Origin of the sequence: Azospirillum sp. A23 (assembly GCF_042938965.1) — a bacterium.
GTDB lineage: Bacteria > Pseudomonadota > Alphaproteobacteria > Azospirillales > Azospirillaceae > Azospirillum > Azospirillum melinis.
Genome location: NZ_CP170666.1, coordinates 907,501 through 922,548 on the forward strand (window position 1 = coordinate 907,501; position 15,048 = coordinate 922,548).

Below are 15,048 nucleotides of genomic sequence, written 5' to 3' on the forward strand. Positions count from 1 at the left end.
TGGCATGAGCGCGACAGCCAGCTCGCCGCAGCGGAAAGCAAGGCGGTCGAGGCGGCCGAAACGGCGGAGCGCGCGTGGAGCGACGCGGAGGAGCGGCGCAACACGGCTGTCGCGCTGCGCGGGTTGCAGTCGCTGCGGCCGGTGCTGGCGGACGCCGACCGCGCGCGCGACGAGGCGGCGGAGGCCGCGGCGGCAGTGGAGCGGGCGGAGACGGCCCTGGCCGCGGCGCGGTTGGCGGTGGATGAGGCGACCGGCCGCCATGGCGAGGCCCGGCGTCGCTTCGAGGCGGCATGTGCCGAGCAGGCCAGGGCCGAGCCCAATCTCGACCGCGCGGTCGACCTGGATGGACGGATCGCAACCCTGACCGGCGAGCAGGGGACCGCCGACGCGGCGGTGAAGGTCGCGGTCCAGCGCAGCGTCGCGCTGCGGAAGGCAATGCAGGACGTCGACGCCACGCTGTCCTCGGCCCGCACCGATGCCGCAAGGCTGGAGGTCTGGCTGCGCGAGCAGGCTGGCTTCGCGGCGGTGGCCGGACAGTGGGAGCGCTGGGACCGGCTGCTGGCGCGCATCGTCGCCGATGGACGGAGCGGAAAGGCCGCCGCGCTGGAGCGCCAACGGCTGGAGCGGGAGCTTGCGGCGACCGAAGCCGCGGCACACACCGTGGAAGGCCGGCAGGCCGAGGCGCGGGAGCGCTGCCGCTCGGCCGAGCAGGCGCTGGAAAGCTTGCGCGGCATAACGGTGCCGTCGCTGGAGGAGGCGCGGCAAGCGCGGTCGGAGGCCGGACGACGGCGTGACGGGCTGCTGGCGCTGCTGGCCACCGGAGAGGCGCGGCAACGGCTGGAAGCCGAGCGCACCGCCGCGGACGGAGAGCGGCTGCGGCTGCTGGGAGAGGCGGAACGCGACGGAACATCGGCGCGGGAGCTTGCCGAAAGCCGGGCCGGACGGCAGGCCGCGGTCGATGAAGCGGAACGTACCCTGCAACGGCTGCTGCTGGCCCAGCGCGAGGATGTCGAAAGCCTGCGCGGCCGGCTGGTCGAAGGCGAGCCCTGCCCGGTCTGCGGATCGGCGGATCACCCCTGGGCGGGCGCCGGAGCGACACCGCTGGGCCGGGTGACGCGGGATCAGGAAACGCATCTTGCCGGATTGCGCGAGGCCCTGGCCGCGACGGTGGCCCGGCATGCAGCACTGGAAGCGGCGGAACTAGCGGCGCGCAAGGGGGCCGAGGCGCTGACCGCGCGGCTGGCGGCGATGGCGCGGGAGGCCGACGGGCTTGAAGCGCGCTGGACCGTGCAGGCGGCGGCCGTCGATTGGGATGCCGAGGGCGGAACGCTCACCGACACACACACAGACATCCTTATGGCGATCCGAGGGCAAGTCGATGCGGTGGACCGCCGGATGGCCGCCATCGCACAGGATGAGGAGCGGGCGCTCGACCATCGCCGGCGGCTGGATGCGGCGCAGCTGGAGCATCGGCGGCTGGAAACCGCGGCCGCCGGTCTGGCAAGCGAGTGCGAGGCGACCCGGCAGCGGCTGGCCGACGGTCGGCAGGCCCTGGCCCTGGCGGCGGCGGCGCTGGAGCGGGCGGAGGCCGACCGGGACTCCGCGCTGGCCGAGCTGGCTGACGGTCTGGCGGGAGAGGCCGGGTGGCAGGCGCTGCTGGAGCGGGACCCGGAGGGCTACCGGGCCGCTTTGGCAAGGCGGGTGAGCGACTATCGCGAGAAGAGCGACGGTCTGGCCCGTGCCGCCCGGGAGGTCGAGCGGGCGAGCGGCGAGCGGGCGGTGCAGAGCGCCGAACTTGAGGCCGCGCAGCGGGCGGAGGAAGAGGCGCGGAATCGGGCAGCCGATCTCGCCGGACGGCTGGCGGAGGCCCGGACGGCGCGCGGCGCAGTGCTGGGCGGACGGCCGGTGTCGGAGGTGCGGACGGCATTGGCCGCACAGAAGCACGAAGCCGAAGCGCTGGTCGAGAAGGCCACCTTCGCCAGGCAGGACGCCATCGCCCGACTGTCGGCCGCGGAGCAGGAGCGAGAAACCCGCGGCGAGGCGGCGAGACGCTGCACCGATAAGGCCCGGACCGCCGGCGAGCGGCTGGACCGCGCGGTCGCCGAGCGCGGGGTCGGGCTGGAAGAGGTCCGCCGGCTGCTGGCGGCGCCCGAAAGCGAACTGGATGCGGAAGAGCTTGCGCTGGCGGTGCTGGAGCGGGCACGCGGCGATGCCGCTCTGGTGGTCGCCGAACGGCGGCGTCAGCGCGGCGACCATCATGCCGCGGGTCGTCCGGCACAGAGCGTCGAGGACGCTGCGGCTGCGGCGGAGAGCATCCGTGCGGTGCTTGAGCGCGACCGCGACCGCTTGGGCTCGACGCGCGGACGGCTTGAGGCGGACGATGCCAACCGGCAGCGGCTGGCCGGGCTGATGGCGGCCATCGACACGCAGCAGGCGCGCTGTGCACTGTGGGGCAAGATGGCGCAGCTGATCGGTTCGTCGACCGGGCAGAAGATGCGCAACTTCGCCCAGAGCCTGAGCCTGGACCTGCTGCTGACCCATGCCAACCGGCATCTGGAGGATCTCGCCCGCCGTTATCGGCTGGAACGGGTGGCCGGGGCCGATCTGGAGATCCAGGTGGTCGACCGCGAAATGGGCGACGAGCGGCGCGGCGTGCACAGCCTGTCGGGCGGCGAACTGTTCCTGGTCTCGCTGGCCCTGGCGCTCGGGCTGTCGGCGATGGCGGCGGGGACTTCCGGCGGGATCGGTACGCTGTTCATCGACGAGGGATTCGGCACGCTCGATCCCGACAGCCTGGACGTGGCGCTGTCCTGCCTGGAGGCGCTACAAGCCGGCGGGCGTCAGGTCGGCGTCATCAGCCACGTGCCGGCAATGGTCGAGCGCATCGGCACGCAGATCCGCGTGTTGCCGCTGGGCGGCGGGCGCAGCCGGGTGACGGTGCAGTCGGTCGCCGGAACGGCGCTGGGGCTGGCGCTGGAGGAGGTTGAGGGGGTTTGAAGAGCAGGCGGCAGCCCCTCACCGCCCCCGCTTGGCCAGGAACGCCAACCGTTCCAGCGTGTGCACGTCCTGCTCGTTCTTCAGCAGCGCACCGCACAGCGGCGGGATCAGCGTGCGGGCATCCTTGGCGCGCAGGGTCTCCGGATCGACATCCTCGACCATCAGCAGCTTGATCCAGTCCAGCAGTTCCGAGGTGGAGGGCTTCTTCTTCAGGCCCGGAACCTCGCGCAGGTCATAGAAGAGGTTCAGCGCCTCGCGCAGCAGGGCCGACTTCAGGCCGGGATAATGAACCTCGACGATGCGCTCCATCGTCTCGCGCTCGGGGAAGCGGATGTAGTGGAAGAAGCAGCGGCGCAGGAAGGCGTCCGGCAGTTCCTTCTCGTTGTTGGAGGTGACGATGACGATGGGGCGCTTGGCCGCCTTGATCGTCTGGCGGGTTTCGTAGACGTGGAACTCCATGCGGTCGAGTTCCAGCAGCAGGTCGTTGGGAAACTCGATGTCGGCCTTGTCGATCTCGTCGATCAGCAGGACCGGGGACTCCGGCGCTTCGAAAGCCTCCCACAGCTTGCCGCGGACGATGTAGTTGGCGATGTCATGGACCTTCGCCTCGCCCAGCTGGCTGTCGCGCAGCCGGCTGACCGCGTCGTATTCGTAGAGGCCCTGCTGCGCCTTGGTGGTCGATTTGACGTGCCAGGACAGCAGCGGCTTGTTCAGCGCCCGGGCGATCTCCACCGCCAGCACCGTCTTGCCGGTGCCCGGTTCGCCCTTCACCAGAAGCGGCCGCTCCAGCGTTATGGCAGCGTTGACCGCCACCATCAGATCGTCGGTGGCAACGTAGCGGTCGGTACCGGTGAAGCGCATGATCGGGCTCCCTCAAGCAGAAAGCTTCAGTCGACGATAAACAGGGTGGCGCCGATTTCGGTCGAGGAGCGGTGCGGATGGTCGCCGAAATCGGACACCTGATAGCTCATGCCCGCGGTCAGGACGAGGCGGCGGCCATCCTTCAGCTCGGTGATCAGCTCGCCGCTGACCACGAACAGCACATGGCCGCGGTCGCACCAATGGTCGGCCAGATAGCCCGGCGTGTATTCGACCAGCCGCACCCGCAATTCCCCGGCGTGGAAGCTGCGCCAGCGGGCAAGCCCGGTCTCGCCCGGATGTTCGGTGACGGGAACGGCGGACCAGTCGGTCACGGTGAAGGGAAGAGTCGGGAGTTCCATCGCCGGACCTTATCAAGACGGCACAAACAGAAAAACGGCCCCCGGAGCGATCCGGGGGCCGGTGTTCATCGCGATCAGGAGGTCTTCCTGGCCGCAATCGCCTTTTCGATGGCCTCGATGGCCGCCAGCGCCAGCGAGGCGTCGGGGCCGCCGGCCTGTGCCATGTCCGGCCGGCCGCCGCCGCCCTTGCCGCCCAGCGCCTCGGCGCCGACACGGACCAGATCGACGGCGCTGAGGGTCGCGGTCAGGTCGTCGGTCACGCCGATGACGATAGAGGCCTTGCCCTCGTTGGACGCGATCAGCACGACGACGCCGGAGCCGACCTGCTTCTTCAGTTCGTCGGCCATCGGCTTGAGGTCCTTGGCCGGCAGGCCTTCGACCACGCGGGCGGCGACCTTGACGCCGGCCACATCCTTGGCCTCGTTGCCGCCGTCGGCCTTGGCGCCGCCTCCCATGGCGACCTGACGGCGCAGGTCGGCCAGCTCGCGTTCCATCTTGCGGCGTTCCTCGACCAGCACGGCCACGCGGGCCGGAACCTCGTCGGGCTTGACCTTGAGGACGCTCGCCGCCTCGGTCAGCAGATGGTCGCGCTCGGACAGCCACGCCTTGGCGCCGGTGCCGGTCAGCGCCTCGATGCGGCGGACGCCGGCGGCGACAGCGCCTTCGGAGACGATCTTGAACACGCCGATGTCGCCGGTGCGGCGGACATGGGTGCCGCCGCACAGCTCGATGGAGTAGTCGCGATCCTGCTCGCCGTGCCGGCCGCCCATCGAGACGACGCGGACCTCATCGCCGTACTTCTCGCCGAACAGCGCCATGGCGCCCTGGGCGCGGGCCTCGTCCGGGGACATCAGGCGGGTGATGACCTCGCTGTTGGCGAGCACGCGGCGGTTCACCTCGTCCTCGATGGCGGCGATGTCGGCACCGGTCAGGCCGGTCGGCTGGCTGATGTCGAAGCGCAGACGCTCGGGTGCCACCAGCGAGCCCTTCTGGGTGACATGGTCGCCCAGGCGGTGGCGCAGCGCCTCGTGCAGGAGGTGGGTGGCGGAGTGGTTGGCGCGGATGGCGGAGCGGCGCCCGGTGTCCACGCGCAGTTCGACCACGTCGCCGACCTTGAGCGTGCCCTTGTTGACCGTGCCGACATGGGCCCACACGGCACCCAGCTTCTTCAGCGTGTCGGACACCGCGACCTCGGCCCCGCCGGCAGAGAAGATCACGCCGGCATCGCCGACCTGACCGCCCGATTCGCCGTAGAAGGGCGTCTGGTTGACGACGACCAACACCTGATCGCCGATGCCGGCGGCCTCGACACGGGCATCGCCCTTCACGATGGCGGTCACCTTGCCCTCGGCGACTTCGGTGTCGTAGCCGAAGAACTCGGTGGCGCCCAACTCATCCTTGATCTCGTACCACAGCTTCTCAGTGCCGACCTCGCCCGAGCCGGCCCAGGACTCGCGGGCCTTGCGGCGCTGCTCGTCCATCGCCGCCTTGAAGCCGGCCTCGTCGACGCCGCGGCCCTGGCCGCGCAGCACGTCCTGCGTCAGGTCGAGCGGGAAGCCGTAGGTGTCGTACAGCTTGAAGGCGACGTCGCCGGCCAGCGGCTGGCCTTCGCCCAGATGGCCGACCTCGTCCTCCAGCAGGCGCAGGCCGCGCTCCAGCGTCTGCTTGAAGCGGGTCTCCTCCAGCTTCAGCGTCTCGACGATCAGGGCGCGGGCGCGGTTCAGCTCCGGATAGGCGTCGCCCATCTGCTGGATCAGCGCCGGGACCAGACGGTGCATCAGCGGCTCGCGCGCGCCGATCATGTGGGCGTGGCGCATGGCGCGGCGCATGATCCGGCGCAGCACATAGCCGCGGCCTTCGTTCGACGGCAGCACGCCGTCGGCGATCAGGAAGGAGGTCGAGCGCAGATGGTCGGCGATGACGCGGTGCGACACGGCATGCGCGCCGTCCGGCGAGGTCTTGGTCGCCTCGGCCGACGCCATGATCAGCGCCCGCATCAGGTCGATGTCGTAGTTGTCGTGCTTGCCCTGCAGGACGGCGGCCAGACGCTCCAGCCCCATGCCGGTGTCGATGGACGGCCTGGGCAACGCCACCAGATTGTCCGGACCCAGCTGTTCATACTGCATGAACACGAGGTTCCAGATCTCGATGAAGCGGTCGCCGTCCTGGTCGGGGCTGCCCGGCGGGCCGCCGGCAATCGACGGGCCGTGGTCGAAGAAGATTTCCGAACACGGGCCGCAGGGGCCGGTGTCGCCCATGCGCCAGAAATTGTCGTCGGTCGGGATGCGGATGATGCGGTCGTCCGACAGGCCGGCGACCTTGCGCCAGATGCCCGCCGCGTCCTCGTCGGAGGTGTGGACCGTCACCAGCAGCTTGTCGGCGGGCAGACCGTATTCCTTGGTGATCAGGTTCCAGGCGAACGCGATGGCGTCGTCCTTGAAATAATCGCCGAAGGAGAAGTTGCCCAGCATCTCGAAGAAGGTGTGGTGCCGCGCGGTGTAGCCGACATTGTCGAGGTCGTTGTGCTTGCCGCCGGCGCGCACGCATTTCTGCGAGGTGGTCGCACGCTTGTAGGGCCGCGTCTCGGCACCGGTGAAGACGTTCTTGAACTGGACCATGCCGGCGTTGGTGAACATCAGCGTCGGGTCGTTGCGCGGCACGAGCGGCGACGAATCGACCTTCTGATGGCCCTGCTTGGCGAAGAAATCCAGGAACGTGCGACGGATGTCGTTGGCGGTCTGCATACGGTCAAGGCTCCGGGTACGCGGCTGAGGCCTTTTGTTGGCCGAACCGTGCTTTTAGCGCGAGAATGGCGGCATGTCCACGACGGACGGATTATTACCCTAGGTCACGGCGGGCATTTTGCCAGTGGCGAATTGCCCCTGGCAAAATGATGCGGGCGCGTTGCCGCCGATCACTCGGCTTCCGCTGCGGCCCGTGCCTTTTCGATCCGGCGCCCGATGATGATCGCGATCTCGTAGAGCGCGATCAGCGGCAGCGCCAGACTGACCTGGCTGATCACGTCGGGCGGGGTCAGCACCGCAGCGGCGATGAAGGCGCCGACGATGGCATAGCGCCGCTTCGACGCCAGGGCGTCGGTGCTGATGATGCCGACGCGGACCAGCAGGGTCAGCAGCACCGGCAGCTGGAAGGCGATGCCGAAGGCGAAGATCAGCGACATCACCAGATGCAGGTATTCGCCAACGCGCGCCTCGAACTCGATGGGCAGGGCGTTGCTGCCGTCCGGGTGGAACTCGAAGCCCAGGAAGAAGCGCCAGGCCATCGGGAAGATGAAGTAATAGACGATGCCGGCACCGGTCAGGAACATCACCGGGGTGGCGATCAGGAAGGGCAGGAACGCCTTGCGCTCGTGCTTGTAGAGGCCGGGCGCCACGAACATCCAGATCTGGCTGGCGATCACCGGGAAGGAGATGAAGCAGCCGGCCCAGAACGCCACCTTCACATAGGTGAAGAAGGCTTCGGTCAGGCCGGTGTAGATCATCCGGCGCCCCTGCCCCGCCAGGATGTCGGCCAGCGGCTGGACCAGGAAATTGTAGATCTTGTCCGAAACCGCATAGCACAGCAGGAAGGCGATCAGGATTGCGCCGATCGCCCACATCAGCCGGTTCCGCAGCTCGATCAGATGATCGATCAGCGGCATCTTGCTGTCTTCGAGTTCGTCCTGCTGCGTATCGCCGGTCATGGGCCGTCTTTGTCTTCAGGTCTGCTTGTCGGTCGGCTGGGCGGCGGCCACGGCGTCCGGCCGCAGGGCCGGAGCGGGCTGCGGCACCGGGGCCGGCGGAGCGGGTTCGGTGGTGATCGGAGCGGTCGTGATCGGCGACGGCGCGCCGGCCGGCCCCACGCTGTCCGTCACCGCCAGAGCAGCCGGGGTCGGCGGCTGCGGGGCCGGCGCCTGGGGCAGGTCCGGTTCCGGCGTGCTGCCGGCATGGCCATTTAGGCCCGAATCAAATCCCTTGGCGTCGAATTCCTTGGCGTCGAAGGCCTTGCCCACCTCCCCCTTCGGGTCGATGGTGTCCTCCATCATCTTCTTGATGTTCAGGTCGCGGGTCTTCAGCGCTTCCTTGCGAAGCTCGTCCAACTCGGTTTCCCGCATCATGTCGTCGATGTGGGTCTGGAACTCGCGCGCGACGACCCGCGCCTTACGCACCCATTTGCCGAGCGTGAAGATCGCCTTGGGCAGATCCTTGGGTCCAATGACCACAAGGGCGATGACGGCGATCACCATCAGTTCGGACCAAGCGATGTCGAACATGTTCTTCCGGCTTCACGAATGCGGTGGGCAGGGTGGCGTGCGGCGCTCGGGAAGAGGCGGCCGCGCGCCTGCCGGTCAGCTGCGGACCGCCTCGTCCTTCTTGGCCGTGGTCTCGGCCGTGTTGGCAGGCTGGTTCGGGATGGTCTTGGCGTTGGCTCCCGGGGCGGCATCATCGCTGTCGTCCTGCAGCCCCGCCTTGAAGGACTTCACGCCCTTGGCGAGATCGCCCATCACCTTCGGCAACTTACCGGCGCCGAACAGCAGAAGAACGATCAGAAGAACGATGATCCAGTGCCAAATGCTGAAAGAACCCATGGCGCGCCTATCACGTTTGAACGGCCTTTGCGGCGGGCCGGCACTATGGCAGAAAGGCCAGGGTGCCGCAACGTTCGCCCCACCATCCTTAACCGGTTGTCATTGAGGTTTCACGGGAATTCGCTCGGGCTCCGGAGAAAAACCGAGCTGCCGCCTGCGGCTTATGTCTCGTCGCCCGTCCCGAGCGCGCTGTCGTCGGCCGTCGCCCCCAGCCCCAGCAGCACCGGACGGCTGTCCAGCAGGCCGGCGGCGCGCAGGTCGTCGACGCTGGGCAGATCGCGCAAGGTCTCCAGCCCGAAATGGTCGAGGAAATGGTCGGTGGTGATCCAGGTCAGCGGCCGGCCCGGCGTCTCCCGCCGCTTGCCCGGCCGGATCCAGCCATGCTCCATCAGCAGGTCAAGCGTGCCCTTGCTGGTCGCGACACCGCGGATGGATTCGATCTCGCCGCGGGTCACCGGCTGGTGGTAAGCGATGATCGCCAGCGTCTCGATGGCGGCGCGGGAGAGCTTGCGCGACACCTCCTCCTCGCGCCGCAGTTCCGGCGCCAGATCGACCGCGGTGCGGAAGGCCCAGCCGCCGCCGGTGCGCACCAGGTTGACGCCGCGGGGGGCATAGTGGGCGCGCAGTTCCTCCAGCAGCAGGCCGACCTCCGGCCCGATGCGGCCGGCCAGCGTCTCCTCGTCCAGCGGCTCGGTTGAGGCGAACAGCAGGGCTTCCAGCAGGCGCAGCTTGCCGATGCGGGCCTCCGCCTCGTGGGCGTCGGTGACTTCCTTAATCATGCGATTGCGCTTCTTCCGAAATGTCGCCGTCCTGGGAACCGGGAGCCCGCCCGCGGACATAGAGCGGGGCGAAGGCACCCTCCTGGCGCAGTTCGACCCGGCCGGCCTTGGCCAGTTCCAGCGTCGCGGCGAAATGCGCGGCGAGCGCCGAGCGGGTCAGCAGCCCGCCGCCCTCGCCGCCCGGCAGGAAGCTCGCCAGCGTCGCCCAGTCCGGCATGCGGCCCAGCAGCGAGGACAGGCGCCGCACCGCCTCCTCCATCGAATAGAGGCGGACCGGGGCGATGTGCAGGACGCCCGATTCCTTGCGGGCGCGCTGCTGACCGTAGGCGCGCAGCAGGTCGAACAGCGTGACCTCGTAGACCGACTTGCGGCGCAGGTCCAAATCCTCCGGCGCGCCGCGCGGGTGGAGGTCGATGCCCAGCCGCGGGCGGGCGAACAGCTTTTCAGCGACACCCTTCATCGCTTCCAGCCGTTGGAGTTGGAAAGCGAGGGCGGCGGCCATGTCCTCGCCGGACGGCTCCTCCCCCTCCGGCTCGGGCAGCAGCAGCCGCGACTTCAGGTAGGCCAGCCACGCCGCCATCACCAGATAGTCGGCGGCCAGCTCCAGCCGCAATTTCCGCGCCTCCGCCACGAAGCGGAGATACTGGTCGGCCAGTTCCAGGATGGAGATGCGCGTCAGGTCGACCTTCTGGTCGCGCCCCAGCGCCAGCAGCATGTCGAGCGGCCCTTCGAAGCCGTCCAGAACCAGCAACAGCTGTTCGGACGCCGACTCCTCCGCGATTGCAGAGGTGTCGGCCTCGCGCTCGGCCAGCAGATCGGCCATTCGATACCCTATCAGTCGTTGCCGGTCAGGACGCGGATGAAGTCGATCACCGCATCGACGGGCGGACCCAGCACCCAATGCATGACGCTGAGGTCCATGCCGATCTGGCGCCCCAGCATCGGCAGCAGGAAGAAGGCCGCCATCAGGATCAGCAGCCCGAAGCGCTCCAGCTTCGCCAGCGGCACCGCCAGGACATCGGGCAGGATGCCGACCGCGACGCGCCCACCGTCCAGCGGCGGCAGCGGGATCAGGTTGAACACCATCAGGATGACGTTGACCAGGACCGAGACCTCGGCGGCGGAGCGGATCCACAGCTCGATATAGCTGTTTTCCGGATTGACCAGCCGCCAGATCACCGCCGACGCCACCGCCAGCAGGAAGTTGGTCCCCGGACCGGCCAGCGCCACCCACACCATGTCGCGGCGCGGATGGTCCAGCCGGGCGAAATTGACCGGCACCGGCTTGGCCCAGCCGAAGACGAAGCCGGTGGTGAAATACATCAGCGCCGGCAGCAGCACGGTGCCGAACGGGTCGATGTGGCGGATCGGGTTGAAGGTGACGCGGCCCAGCCGATAGGCGGTGTCGTCGCCCAGCCTCCAGGCGACGAAGCCGTGCGCCGCCTCATGCATGGTGATGGCGAGGATGGCCGGCAGGGCCACGGCCGTCACCTGGAAGATCCATTCCTCCATCGTCCGCTCCCGTCCGTCAGGTCTCAGCCGTGCCGAGAAGCTCGGCCAGCCGGTTCGTCAATGCCGCGATGTCCGCCGCCTCCGGCGCATGGCGCATCGCTTCCGCCCGCGCCCAGCGCTCCGCCGCCACACCGCTCAGCAGCGGAACGGCGCCAAGGATCGACCGCATCTCGGCCAGATCGCCGTTGCAGTGGAGCACGACATCCATGCCGGCCGCCAGCACCGCTTCGGCCCGCGCCCTCGGGTCGCCCCGCAGCGCGTTCATCGACAGGTCGTCGCTGAACAGCAGGCCGCCAAAACCGATGGACGGCCCGCGCACCACCTCGCGCACCACAATCGCCGAGGTGCTGGCGGGGGCGGTTGGGTCGATGGCCTTCAGCACCACATGGGCCACCATCGCCAGCGGCAGGTCGGCCAAGGCGCGGAAGGGGGCGAAGTCGGTGGCCTCCAGCGCCGCGCGGTCGGCCTCCACCACCGGCAGCTCGGCATGGCTGTCGGTGAAGGCCCGGCCATGGCCGGGGATGTGCTTGATCACCGGCAGCACGCCGCCGGCCAGCAGCCCGTCGGCGGTGGCGCGGGCGAGGTCGATCACCAATGCTGGGTCGCGCGAGAAGGCGCGGTCGCCGATGATGTCGTGTGCGCCCTCCACCGGAACGTCGCAGACTGGCGCGCAATCCACCGTGATGCCGACCTCCGTCAGCATGTGGGCGAGCAGCCGGCCGTTGATCCAGGCGGCCTCTTGGGCGGCTTCGCGCCCAGCGGCGGCATCGCGTTCGCCAAGCGCGCCGATCGCGCCCATCGGCGGATGGGCCGGCCAGTGCGGCGGGCGCATGCGCGCGACCCGGCCGCCCTCCTGGTCGATCAGGATGGGGGCGTCCGCCCGGCCGACGCTGGCGCGCAGATCGTCGACCAGCCGGCGCATCTGGTCGCGGCTGTCGCAGTTGCGGCGGAACAGGATGAAGCCGAGCGGATCGGCATCGCGGAAGAAGGCGGCCTCGTCGGCCGTCACCCCCAGCCCGGCGCAGCCGAAGACGACCGCGCGCGGGTGGGTGACCGGGGTGGAACTCACCGAATCGGAACCTAAAAAGTCAGGGCCAGAAAAATCAGGGACGGACAACCACACACCCCACATTTTGCGCGCGCAGCTGGGCACAGGCCGACTTGGCCCGCGTCTCGTCGGCGCCGGCGCCCTGCACCCGATAGAAGATGCCCTTCTCGCCCAGATCGACCTTGGCGACCTGCATCGACAGCCCGCCGAGCGCGTCGGGGTGGCGGCCGGCAAGGCGGCGCCATTCGGCCGCGGCCTCGCCCTCGCTGCGCACCGACGCCAGCTGGACACGCCAGCCGCCGCTGCCGCCGGCCGCCGGAGCGGAGGCGGGAGCGGACGCCGCCGCGGGCTTGGCCGGCTGGGGAGCGGCCTTGACCGGAGCGGCCGGCATCGAGGCCGCTTCCAGCTTGGCGATCAGCTGACCCATCGACGGGGCGGCATTCTGCTGCGCCGGCGGCGTTGCCGGCGGGGCGGGAGGCTTGGCGACCGAAGCGACCTGCTGCTGGGGAGCGGGAGCCGGCTTGGCCGGAGGCTGCTGCAGCTTGGCGGCGGCGCTGGAAGGAGCCTGAACCGGTATCGGAGCGGTCGCCACCGGGGCCGTCGTCGTGGGAACTGTCGCCGTGGAAGGGGGCAGACCCGGCACCGGTTCCGGCGCAGCCAGCGGAGCCGCCGCCGCGACCGCCGCGGCAACGCTGTCGCGCGGAACGGTGGCGGTCGCGCCCGGCGGCAGCTGGGCCACCGACGCCACCGAGGGCAGCGGCACCACGGCCGGCATCTGCGGCGTCACCACCGGGCGCGGCAGCGGCACCTCCGGCGGCGGCAGCAGCCGTTCCACCTGATTGCCGCGGCCGCCGTCATGGTCGCGCAGCCGCTCATAGGCCAGGATGTCCTGGTGCGGGACCTCCATCCCGCCCGGCTGGTCGGGACGGGCCTTGGACGGGCCGGCTTCCGCGGTCAGCAGCGGCGGCCCGTCACCGGACAGCCGCGACGGGCCCCGCAGCCCGATCACCGCCGCACCGGCGAACGTCACGACGCCGACCACGGCGAAGCCGAGCGCCAGCAGCCCGCGCCTGTTCGCGGACTGTCGGGGCGGCATCCCATAGGGATTGGCCGCGTAGTTGACGTCGCCGTCGTACTTCATGAACGCAATTCCTCCACCGGTTCCACGCCCATCACCGTCAGGCCCGAGGCGATGACCGTCGCCACCGCGGCGATCAGCGCCAGACGGGCCGTCGTCAGCTCCGCATCGCCCTCGATCAGGAAGCGCAGCGAGGCATCGTCGCGACCCCGGTTCCACAGAGCGTGGAAGTCGCTGGCGAGGTCGTAGAGGAAGAAGGCGATGCGGTGCGGCTCATGCGCCTCCGCCGCCGCCTCGACCACGCGCGGCCAGGTGGCCATCCGCTTGGCGAGCGCCATCTCCTCCTCGGCGTCCAGACGGGCGAGGTTCGCCGCGGCGGCGAGCGAGGCCGGCGTCTGGTCCAGCTGCGGCAGGGCGGTCGCGGCATGGCGCAGGACGGACCGGCAGCGGGCGTGGGCGTACTGCACGTAGAAGACCGGGTTGTCCTTCGACTGCTCCGTCACCTTGGCGAAGTCGAAGTCCAGCGTCTGGTCGTTGCGGCGGGTCAGCATGATGAAGCGGACGACATCCTTGCCGACCTGATCGATGACGTCGCGCAGCGTCACGAAGGTGCCGGCGCGCTTGGACATCTTCACCGGCTGGCCGTTCTGCATCAGATGGACCAGCTGGCACAGCTTCACGTCCAGCTCGGCCTCGCCGCCGGAGATCGCCCGCGTCGCCGCCTGCATGCGCTTGACGTAGCCGCCATGGTCGGCGCCCAGCACGTCGATCAGCGACGCGGCACCGCGCCGGTACTTGTCGTAGTGATAGGCGATGTCGTTGGCGAAATAGGTGAAGGAGCCGTCGGACTTCTTCAGCGGCCGGTCGACGTCGTCGCCGAAGTCGCTGGACTTGAACAGGGTCTGCGGGCGCGGCTCCCAATCGTCGGGCTTCTTGCCCTTCGGCGGCTCCAGCACGCCGGTGTAGATCAGGCCGCGTTCCTCCAGCGCCGCCAGCGCCGTCTGGACGGCACCCGCCGTCACCAGCGCGCGCTCGCTGCTGTAAACGTCCATCGTGACGCCGAGAGCGCCCAGATCCTCGCGGATCCAGCCCATGATCATGCCGATGGCGAAGTCGCGGCAGGCCGGCAGCCATTCGGACTCGTCGGTGCCGACCCAGCGGTTGCCGTCGCGTTCCGCCAGGGCCTGGCCGACCTCCTTCAGATACTCGCCGGGATAGAGGCCGGCCGGGATCTCGCCCACCTGCTCGCCCAGCGCCTCGCGGTAGCGGATGAAGGTGGAGCGGCCCAGCACGTCGACCTGCGCGCCGGCATCGTTGATGTAATATTCGCGGGTGACGGCATAGCCGGCCTTCTGAAGCAGCGCGGCCAGCGCGTCGCCGAACACCGCGCCACGGCCATGGGCGGCATGCAGCGGGCCGGTCGGGTTGGCCGACACATACTCCACATTGACCGGGGTCTTGGCCCCCAGCTCGCTGTCGCCATAGGCGGCGCCGGCGGTCAACACGTCGCGGATGCGGTCGCGCCAGACGTCCGGCGTCAGGCGCAGGTTGACGAAGCCCGGACCGGCGATCTCGACCGACGCCACGTCGGCGCGGCCCTTCAGCTTGGCGACCAGCAGTTCCGCCAGGGCGCGCGGCGCCATCTTCGCCGGCTTCGCCAGGATCATCGCGGCGTTGGTGGACAGGTCGCCATGCGAGGCCTCGCGCGGCGGCTCAACCGTCAGACGGCTGCTGTCCAGACCGGCGGGGATGGCACCCTCGGCGGCCAGCTCTTCCAGCAGCTTGCGAATATCGGTCTCGAAGGCCTTGAAAATATTCATCGTCTC

General features: G+C 69.6%; 13 protein-coding genes (1 of these 13 only partly in view). 1 reads left to right on the top strand and 12 read right to left on the bottom strand.

Annotation, left to right across the window (positions count from 1 at the left end; translation table 11 throughout):
* On the top strand, positions 1-2,997 hold the 3' portion of the coding sequence (locus ABNQ40_RS12975) for an AAA family ATPase (protein ID WP_109050502.1). Its footprint begins 789 nt before the window's first position; only the last 2,997 of its 3,786 coding nucleotides appear in the window; its start codon lies off the left edge, out of view; its stop codon occupies positions 2,995-2,997.
* Positions 2,998-3,015: 18 nt separating this feature from the next.
* Here ABNQ40_RS12975 and ABNQ40_RS12980 read toward each other — a convergent pair whose 3' ends face one another.
* The 12 genes from ABNQ40_RS12980 to argS form a co-directional block, all read right to left on the bottom strand.
* Positions 3,016-3,858, bottom strand: a complete 843-nt coding sequence (locus ABNQ40_RS12980) for a MoxR family ATPase (RefSeq protein WP_109050503.1) — start codon at positions 3,856-3,858, stop codon at positions 3,016-3,018.
* Positions 3,859-3,884: 26 nt separating this feature from the next.
* A complete protein-coding gene (locus ABNQ40_RS12985) occupies positions 3,885-4,217 on the bottom strand; it encodes a DHCW motif cupin fold protein (protein ID WP_391346784.1) in 333 nt (110 codons plus the stop codon).
* A 74-nt stretch (positions 4,218-4,291) separates the two neighbouring features.
* Positions 4,292-6,961 (bottom strand): alanine--tRNA ligase, encoded by a 2,670-nt coding sequence (gene alaS, locus ABNQ40_RS12990; protein WP_391346785.1) that lies wholly within the window; start codon positions 6,959-6,961, stop codon positions 4,292-4,294.
* A gap of 170 nt (positions 6,962-7,131) precedes the next feature.
* Complete coding sequence (gene tatC / locus ABNQ40_RS12995; RefSeq protein WP_109050505.1) at positions 7,132-7,920, bottom strand: twin-arginine translocase subunit TatC; 789 nt, start codon at positions 7,918-7,920, stop codon at positions 7,132-7,134.
* A gap of 15 nt (positions 7,921-7,935) precedes the next feature.
* Positions 7,936-8,490 carry a Sec-independent protein translocase protein TatB gene (tatB, locus tag ABNQ40_RS13000; protein WP_391346788.1) on the bottom strand — a complete coding sequence of 185 codons (555 nt, stop codon included), beginning with the start codon at positions 8,488-8,490 and terminating at the stop codon, positions 7,936-7,938.
* Between the two features lie 75 nt (positions 8,491-8,565).
* Complete coding sequence (locus ABNQ40_RS13005; protein ID WP_391346790.1) at positions 8,566-8,805, bottom strand: twin-arginine translocase TatA/TatE family subunit; 240 nt, start codon at positions 8,803-8,805, stop codon at positions 8,566-8,568.
* Between the two features lie 161 nt (positions 8,806-8,966).
* On the bottom strand, positions 8,967-9,584 hold the full coding sequence (scpB, locus tag ABNQ40_RS13010; protein WP_391346791.1) for an SMC-Scp complex subunit ScpB: 618 nt from the start codon (positions 9,582-9,584) through the stop codon (positions 8,967-8,969).
* Positions 9,577-10,407: a segregation and condensation protein A gene (locus ABNQ40_RS13015; protein WP_391346793.1), complete on the bottom strand. Its 831-nt coding sequence runs from the start codon at positions 10,405-10,407 to the stop codon at positions 9,577-9,579. Before ABNQ40_RS13015 ends, scpB begins: the two co-directional genes overlap by 8 nt.
* Before the next feature lie 11 nt (positions 10,408-10,418).
* Positions 10,419-11,096, bottom strand: coding sequence for a site-2 protease family protein (locus ABNQ40_RS13020; RefSeq protein ID WP_109049774.1), 678 nt, complete (start codon positions 11,094-11,096; stop codon positions 10,419-10,421).
* A 16-nt stretch (positions 11,097-11,112) separates the two neighbouring features.
* Positions 11,113-12,228 carry a beta-N-acetylhexosaminidase gene (nagZ, locus tag ABNQ40_RS13025; protein ID WP_391346796.1) on the bottom strand — a complete coding sequence of 372 codons (1,116 nt, stop codon included), beginning with the start codon at positions 12,226-12,228 and terminating at the stop codon, positions 11,113-11,115.
* Positions 12,200-13,285 carry an SPOR domain-containing protein gene (locus ABNQ40_RS13030; protein WP_391346799.1) on the bottom strand — a complete coding sequence of 362 codons (1,086 nt, stop codon included), beginning with the start codon at positions 13,283-13,285 and terminating at the stop codon, positions 12,200-12,202. Before ABNQ40_RS13030 ends, nagZ begins: the two co-directional genes overlap by 29 nt.
* Complete coding sequence (gene argS / locus ABNQ40_RS13035; protein ID WP_109049777.1) at positions 13,282-15,042, bottom strand: arginine--tRNA ligase; 1,761 nt, start codon at positions 15,040-15,042, stop codon at positions 13,282-13,284. The genes ABNQ40_RS13030 and argS overlap by 4 nt, the downstream gene beginning before the upstream one ends.
* Positions 15,043-15,048: the final 6 nt, after the last annotated feature.